10 protein-coding genes are annotated in these 5,950 nt (G+C 40.7%); 3 read left to right on the forward strand and 7 right to left on the reverse strand.

All coding sequences use genetic code 11. From position 1 onward, the window contains the following. Positions 1-147: 147 nt before the first annotated feature. Together D0463_RS20150 and D0463_RS14805 are read right to left on the reverse strand one after the other, a co-directional pair. Complete coding sequence (locus D0463_RS20150) at positions 148-273, reverse strand: hypothetical protein (RefSeq protein ID WP_301950651.1); 126 nt, start codon at positions 271-273, stop codon at positions 148-150. An 80-nt stretch (positions 274-353) separates the two neighbouring features. Then, positions 354-812, reverse strand: a complete 459-nt coding sequence (locus D0463_RS14805) for a hypothetical protein (protein ID WP_117308161.1) — start codon at positions 810-812, stop codon at positions 354-356. A 344-nt stretch (positions 813-1,156) separates the two neighbouring features. Between D0463_RS14805 and cspD the strand changes: the two genes are divergently transcribed. Together cspD and D0463_RS14815 are read left to right on the forward strand one after the other, a co-directional pair. After that, positions 1,157-1,360 (forward strand): cold-shock protein CspD, encoded by a 204-nt coding sequence (cspD, locus tag D0463_RS14810; protein WP_117308162.1) that lies wholly within the window; start codon positions 1,157-1,159, stop codon positions 1,358-1,360. A gap of 283 nt (positions 1,361-1,643) precedes the next feature. Continuing rightward, entirely contained in the window at positions 1,644-2,063 is a 420-nt protein-coding gene (locus D0463_RS14815; protein ID WP_117308163.1) for an organic hydroperoxide resistance protein, read from the forward strand. Positions 2,064-2,117: 54 nt separating this feature from the next. On the opposite strand, the gene D0463_RS14820 is transcribed toward D0463_RS14815, so the two are convergent. The 5 genes from D0463_RS14820 to D0463_RS14840 all read right to left on the reverse strand — a co-directional run bounded on the left by D0463_RS14820 (position 2,118) and on the right by D0463_RS14840 (position 4,836). After that, on the reverse strand, positions 2,118-3,434 hold the full coding sequence (locus D0463_RS14820; RefSeq protein ID WP_117308164.1) for an MFS transporter: 1,317 nt from the start codon (positions 3,432-3,434) through the stop codon (positions 2,118-2,120). Between the two features lie 133 nt (positions 3,435-3,567). Beyond that, the gene (locus D0463_RS14825; protein ID WP_117308165.1) at positions 3,568-3,774 is read right to left on the reverse strand and encodes a hypothetical protein; all 207 of its coding nucleotides are present in this window, start codon (positions 3,772-3,774) and stop codon (positions 3,568-3,570) included. Positions 3,775-4,140: 366 nt separating this feature from the next. Continuing rightward, positions 4,141-4,299: a YvrJ family protein gene (locus D0463_RS14830; RefSeq protein WP_117308169.1), complete on the reverse strand. Its 159-nt coding sequence runs from the start codon at positions 4,297-4,299 to the stop codon at positions 4,141-4,143. A 70-nt stretch (positions 4,300-4,369) separates the two neighbouring features. Then, positions 4,370-4,588: a DUF2922 domain-containing protein gene (locus D0463_RS14835; RefSeq protein ID WP_117308166.1), complete on the reverse strand. Its 219-nt coding sequence runs from the start codon at positions 4,586-4,588 to the stop codon at positions 4,370-4,372. Positions 4,589-4,617: 29 nt separating this feature from the next. After that, on the reverse strand, positions 4,618-4,836 hold the full coding sequence (locus D0463_RS14840; RefSeq protein ID WP_117308167.1) for a DUF1659 domain-containing protein: 219 nt from the start codon (positions 4,834-4,836) through the stop codon (positions 4,618-4,620). Positions 4,837-4,955: 119 nt separating this feature from the next. Between D0463_RS14840 and D0463_RS14845 the strand changes: the two genes are divergently transcribed. Beyond that, on the forward strand, positions 4,956-5,822 hold the full coding sequence (locus D0463_RS14845) for a glycerophosphodiester phosphodiesterase (protein WP_117308168.1): 867 nt from the start codon (positions 4,956-4,958) through the stop codon (positions 5,820-5,822). Positions 5,823-5,950: the final 128 nt, after the last annotated feature.

Consider the following 5,950-nt stretch of genomic DNA (forward strand, 5'->3'; position numbering starts at 1 on the left):
GACGTTGATTCATCATCCTTGAATAGACACCGCACGAGAAAATGCGTATGCATTTTCGAGGAGTCTCGCGGATTCCCTTCCCAAAAACAACATTATCGTTTAACAGAGCCTTCTAAATAAATAAAAGACGCTTGCAATAAGCGCCTTTTACTTCATCATATTCACTTTTTGGATTCTTTTCGTCTTCTTCTTATTTTTCATATACTGTCTAACCTCGTTAATTACCAGCGGAACTGCGGCAACCATCAATCGTTTCATAATACCCCTTGCCATTTCTCATCACCCTTTCTTACTATGTCCTTACCCGGTTATTAATACGGGAAAACATAATACGAAAGGTGGATAAGGCTCCGCTATTGTTTCGCTTTAAGTTTAAAAAGATCTAGCTTGGCCTTTGTCTGATCGCTTAAGTCTTTAATCTTGGCTAAATTGTGCTGTGATTTTCCTAACTCAGCTATTAAAGGATATAAGCTTTCTTCAATGCTTTTGTAATCGGCGGGAAATTTCTTTTCTACCTTCTTCTCTACAGTGTCCCATTCCTCTTCCATTTGTTGACCGATGGCATGAAGCCGTTTTGAATCAGCCGAGTTTTCCATTGCACTTTCGACTTCTTTAATGATTGACAGCACTTTATTTACTCCAAGCACAATGTCGTCACTTTCTTCAGAAACAGCTATATCCGATGCATGTGTCTGTTGCATTACTTCAATATCTTCCGACGTTTTTTTCAGCTCTTTACTTCGGTCCTGTTCCGACATGCAGCCTCCCATAAAAAAAGTCGCGGTCATGATCATTATAAGTAATTTTTTCATATGTAAGCCTCCCTTTATTCGCAAGTCTTGCCGTTACTCCAAAACTTAAACATTCAAACAATCCGATATTTTAGATATTTTTTAAAAATTTTCTTCTTAAAAAGGTTTAGAATTTCTACTTTAGGGTAAAAGATAATTAGTTGTTCTTAGGCAACACATTTACTGCATAAGATTTTACTGACAGGAAAGAATAGAAGAGGATTGAACATTCACATATTATCAAACAGCACAGGAAACAATACATCACGCCTATGATGCTTGATAATGTGTGAATCATTATTTTTCGAAAAGAAAAATAAAATTGACATATTAAATATTGTTTTAATTTTAGGAGGATTTAATGCATGACAGTAACAGGTAAAGTAAAATGGTTCAACGGTGACAAAGGTTTTGGATTTATCGAAGTAGAAGATGGAGATGATGTATTTGTACATTTTTCCGCGATTCAAGGTGATGGCTTCAAGACCCTTGACGAAGGCCAGGAAGTTGAATTCGAAATCGAAGAAGGCAACCGCGGACCTCAAGCTAAAAATGTTGTTAAATTGTAATCTAAACTAATCCATTAGACAAGGATGTTACTTTCGGGTAGCATTCTTTTTTGTTTGACTGCGTATTTTGACTAATTCGTGTGAAACCGCGGTTTCACACGGCTTTCAGCATATGCTGAAAGGTAGCTTCCTGCCTTGAAACGATTGGAGAAAGCACGATGCTTTTTCGTTTCAAGGCAGGAAGCTAAAATCAAACCAATCTTTATTATACACTTCACTCATGTTTATAAAAAAACAGTCAGGGAATTACTTAATGTATCTAATCGATAAGGAGCTGTTTTGAATGAAACCTTTATATACAACCGCAGTCAAGGCTTCCGGAGGAAGAGAGGGCCATGTGCAATCAGAGGACGGCATCATTAATTTCCAAGTCAGGATGCCTAAGGAACTGGGAGGCTCCGGGGAAAAAGCAACGAACCCGGAGCAGCTATTTGCCGCTGGCTACGCAGCATGTTATGACAGTGCCTTGAATCTCGTGATTCGAAAAGAAAAGGTAAAGGCAGACAATACCGAAGTAACCGCCAATGTAACAATTGGAAAAGACGAGGCAGACGACGGCTTCAAATTGGCCGTAAGATTGGATGTTTCCATTCCAGGGGTAAGCAAAGAAGAAGCGGAAAGCCTCGCCCAGAAAGCTCATCAGGTCTGCCCCTATTCAAAGGCGACTAGAGATAATATGGATGTAACAATTATTGTGGTGTGATCATTATTATAGGGAGGCAAAGCGGCCAATCAGGCTGCTTTGCCTTTCCTTTGGTTATGGGTTAGCCGATTGTACCCGCACTCTGGAAAGAACGAGCAGCCCGATTAACGTCATAATCATCAAAGATCCTAAAGCCAAGCGGCTGGCCACATTGCCTAAATCCGCAAAGATCAGTGTGATTGTACCGTATACGAAAGGTCCGACAATTGAGGAGACCTTCCCGGAAAAAGCAAACAATCCGAAAAATTGACCCCGCTTATCCTCCGGGGTAAGCTCGACGATAAATGTTCGTGAAGTTACCCACATAGAACCAAGAGCGATACCGAACATGCTGCCCGCGACCCAAAACCAGGCTGCATTCGGCGCGGCCACCGCAATCGCAAGAGCGACTAACAAAAGAAAACCAACATAGGTAATCGCCTTTTTTGAACCCTTTGCCTTCGTAATATAACCAAAGATGAAGGACCCGATAATGCTGGAGACCGTTGAGACAAGGTACAATAAGATGAATCCCCCTGATGAAAATCCGACTACTGCTTTTGCGTAAACCGCCATCATTCCTATCGTCGTGGCGATTGCGTCATTCAAGAAAAAATAGGCGATCATAAAAGTAAATACAGGGCGATGAGTTTTCATTTCTTTAAACGTCTGAAGGATTTCCTTGTATCCTGAAAAAAATGGCATTCTTTCGCTTTGAACTGTCTGTTTATCTTTTAAGAAAATAAATAACGGCAGCGAAAAGGCAAGAAATAATAAAGCAGTCGGAATGAAGGCTTGATGCGACCCGTTTTCCCCGACAAACGGATAAATGGTTAAGCCCACCAACGTCCCGATATACCCTACTGCCACCCCGTACCCCGAAATGAGCGGCAAATCCTCTTTTTTGCCAATGTCTGTGATCATGGCATCATAGAACACCAAGCTTGAATGATAAAAGAATTTAGCGATAATAAACAGGATAATAACAAGTGCCAGGGACATCGGTACACCAAACAGCTCGCCGTCAAGCTGAAAACCTCCGAACACTCCCATAAACAATGTACCAAGCACGGCAATGACCGTAAAAATCATAATATATCTTTTCTTCTTACCTGTACGGTCAATCATAACCCCAAATAATGGGGTGAAGATGACTAGGAAAAGGCTTGCTATCGCATTCGCGTAAGAAATGAACGTGCTGGCAATCTGATCGAGTACCTCATTCCCTCCGACAACCTCTTGCAAGTAAAACGGAAAGAAAATCGTATTAATATTCGATGAAAAAATCGTGTTCGCAAAATCATATAAAGCCCACGATAATACTGGCATGGATAGAAATAGTCCTACATTCCCTTTCTTTTTGACTGGGACCGTTTCAACCTTAGGCTCCATATAAACCACCCCTTTTTCTAATCTCTTAAATAATATTCCATATAATTACAAAAAAACCTTCTTATTTAAAATCTTCTATACAATTTCCTTAATCTATTTTTGTTGCCAATCCCATTTTATGTTGCGGGAATTTTCATTTTGTTGCCGGTTTAACTAATTTCGTTGCCAGAACAGAGACTTTAGTTGCCGGAATTTTCGTTTTGTTGCCAGTCCCATTCTTTGTTGTGGAAATTTCATTTTTTGTTGCCGGTTTAACTAATTTCGTTGCCAGGACAGAGACTTTGGTTGCCGGAATTTTTGGTTTGTTGCCGGGTCCAGATTTCGTTGCGGAAATTTTCATTTTGTTGCCGGTTTAACTAGTTTTGTTGCCGGAACAGGGACTTTGGTTGCCGGATTTTTCGTTTTGTTGCCAGGTACAGAGTTCGTTGCGGAAATTTTCATTTTGTTGCCGGTTTAACTAGTTTTGTTGCCGGAACAGGGATTTTGGTTGCCGGATTTTTCGATTTGTTGCCAGGTACAGAGTTCGTTGCGGAAATTTGCCAGTTTGTTGTCGATTCGATTAATTTCTGCTCGCTTATGGAAATTTGTGCTTGATGGGGTGATACCAAATAAATTGGAGAGCCTTAGGCGGTGTCTCCCAAGAACCGAGAAGTGGTTTTACACAGCAAAAGAGGCCATGAAATAAATTCCATGACCCCTTTTGCGGTTAGCCGAATTTATCCTGGAGTTCATCTCGCAGGCTGTTTGGAAGATTAGTCATCGTCTCGTTGAGCGCATCCAGCTTTGCTTCAATCCGATGAAGCAAATAAAGGGTGACCACAATAGGAAAGCCGACATCCCCAATAAACGGCAGCAGTTGTTCCATTTCATTCACCTACCTTTGCCCCCCTAAAGAAAGGCTGGGCCATAACTTTTCTATGATCCAGCCTTTTTGGCTATATGACTTCGTACTCACTTACATTTCGTTCAACAATTCTCGCTCCCTTTTTACCTACAAAGTCGCCCGACGGAGAGGAGAATACATTAGCCGCAACGATTGCGTCCATTGCCGCCTTTACTGCATTAACATCTACCGGCTCCTGTGGCTCCTCAATGCTGATGGATGCCGTTTTCCCTTCCTGGGTAACAAAAATCAATTCAAGTGTTTTTGCCATCTATTTCACCTCCTTCCTTTTTAAAAAAATTAGGCGATAATACTTGCTGTGTCCTGACGGGAAATTTCAACGAGCGTATGCATTTGCAGATTTGCCAAAGATTCCGCGGTTTGCAATAATTGATCTGCAGTTGCCGATGTCTTTACGTTTGAAAACGCCTTTCTCTTAAGCATTGGTTCACCTTTTTCGTTTAAGCCTGTTTCAAACGTGATTCTTAATGCGCTTGCATATAAGCTTTGGGTTGCCATGCTGCTCACCTCCTTTCGCTTTTTATATAACTTGAAAGAAAGGAAAAGTAGCATATTTATGAAAAATGTTAGTTATCGGTATAAACTAAGGTAGAAATCAATTTAAGGAGAAATCCGATATGAAGCTTTTGATTATCACAGCGGGATTATTTATACTGATAATTGTTGTCAGCTCATTTTTCAATCAAAAAAGACCACTTAAAAATCAACTAAATCTCGATCAGGGCTCTCCGCTAAAAATAGCCCATCGGGGTGCGTCAGGCTATTGCCCGGAAAATACACTGGCTTCTTGTAAGAAAGCCGTGGAGCTTGGCGCAGATTTTATTGAAATCGATGTCCAGTTAAGTAGGGATGGCAATCTTGTCGTCATCCATGACCCTACCTTGGAACGTACTACGAATGGAAAGGGTTATGTAAGGGATTATAATTTTGTCGAATTGCAGCAGCTTGATGCCGGAAGCTGGTTTCATCCAGATTTTAAGAATGAAAGAATTCCTTCACTTGAGGAAGTTTTCGATAAAGTCTTGCCTCATACAGGCATACTCGTAGAACTTAAGAGCCCTTCCCTCTACCCGGGAATCGAAAAAAAGCTCGCCGAAAAGATAATTAAAAGAAATCTGCAGCATGGCGAAAAGCCTTTAATTATGGTTCAGTCATTTGACACAGCCTCAGTCAAAAGATTTAACTATTTATTGCCATCGATACCGGCGGGTGTGCTAATAAAGCATAATCCGGCTGGGATTTCGGAAAGGAAATTAAAAGCATTATCGACATTTTCGCAATTCGTCAACCCGAAGCAAACAATGATGAATGAAAGACTAAAGGAGAGGATTCATTTATATGGAATGAAGGCCTTTACCTGGACCGTCAACAATGAAAGGTACATTCAGAAATTCAAAAAGATGAACCTTGATGGAATTGCGACTGACTTCCCCGATTTTTTAAAGAAAACTCACCAATCGGGGAGCCTTAAAGGCAGAGATTAAGCGTAGCTGCATTGATGCTAGGAAGTTTTAAACACTTTGTTATTAAAAAGGCTCTGTTAAATGATAATGTTGTTTTTGGGAAGGGAATCTGCGAGACTCCTCGAAAATGCATACGCATTTTCTCGTGC

It is taken from the genome of Bacillus sp. V59.32b (assembly GCF_003429085.1).
Lineage (GTDB): Bacteria > Bacillota > Bacilli > Bacillales > DSM-1321 > Peribacillus.

Excerpts from the sequence above, each read along its gene's own strand:
- D0463_RS20150 (WP_301950651.1), bottom strand. The coding sequence starts at position 273 with ATGGCAAGGGGTATTATGAAACGATTGATGGTTGCCGCAGTTCCGCTG.
- D0463_RS14805 (WP_117308161.1), bottom strand. The coding sequence starts at position 812 with ATGAAAAAATTACTTATAATGATCATGACCGCGACTTTTTTTATGGGA.
- cspD (WP_117308162.1), top strand. The coding sequence starts at position 1,157 with ATGACAGTAACAGGTAAAGTAAAATGGTTCAACGGTGACAAAGGTTTT.
- D0463_RS14815 (WP_117308163.1), top strand. The coding sequence starts at position 1,644 with ATGAAACCTTTATATACAACCGCAGTCAAGGCTTCCGGAGGAAGAGAG.
- D0463_RS14820 (WP_117308164.1), bottom strand. The coding sequence starts at position 3,434 with ATGGAGCCTAAGGTTGAAACGGTCCCAGTCAAAAAGAAAGGGAATGTA.
- D0463_RS14825 (WP_117308165.1), bottom strand. The coding sequence starts at position 3,774 with ATGAAAATTTCCGCAACGAAATCTGGACCCGGCAACAAACCAAAAATT.
- D0463_RS14830 (WP_117308169.1), bottom strand. The coding sequence starts at position 4,299 with ATGGAACAACTGCTGCCGTTTATTGGGGATGTCGGCTTTCCTATTGTG.
- D0463_RS14835 (WP_117308166.1), bottom strand. The coding sequence starts at position 4,588 with ATGGCAAAAACACTTGAATTGATTTTTGTTACCCAGGAAGGGAAAACG.
- D0463_RS14840 (WP_117308167.1), bottom strand. The coding sequence starts at position 4,836 with ATGGCAACCCAAAGCTTATATGCAAGCGCATTAAGAATCACGTTTGAA.
- D0463_RS14845 (WP_117308168.1), top strand. The coding sequence starts at position 4,956 with ATGAAGCTTTTGATTATCACAGCGGGATTATTTATACTGATAATTGTT.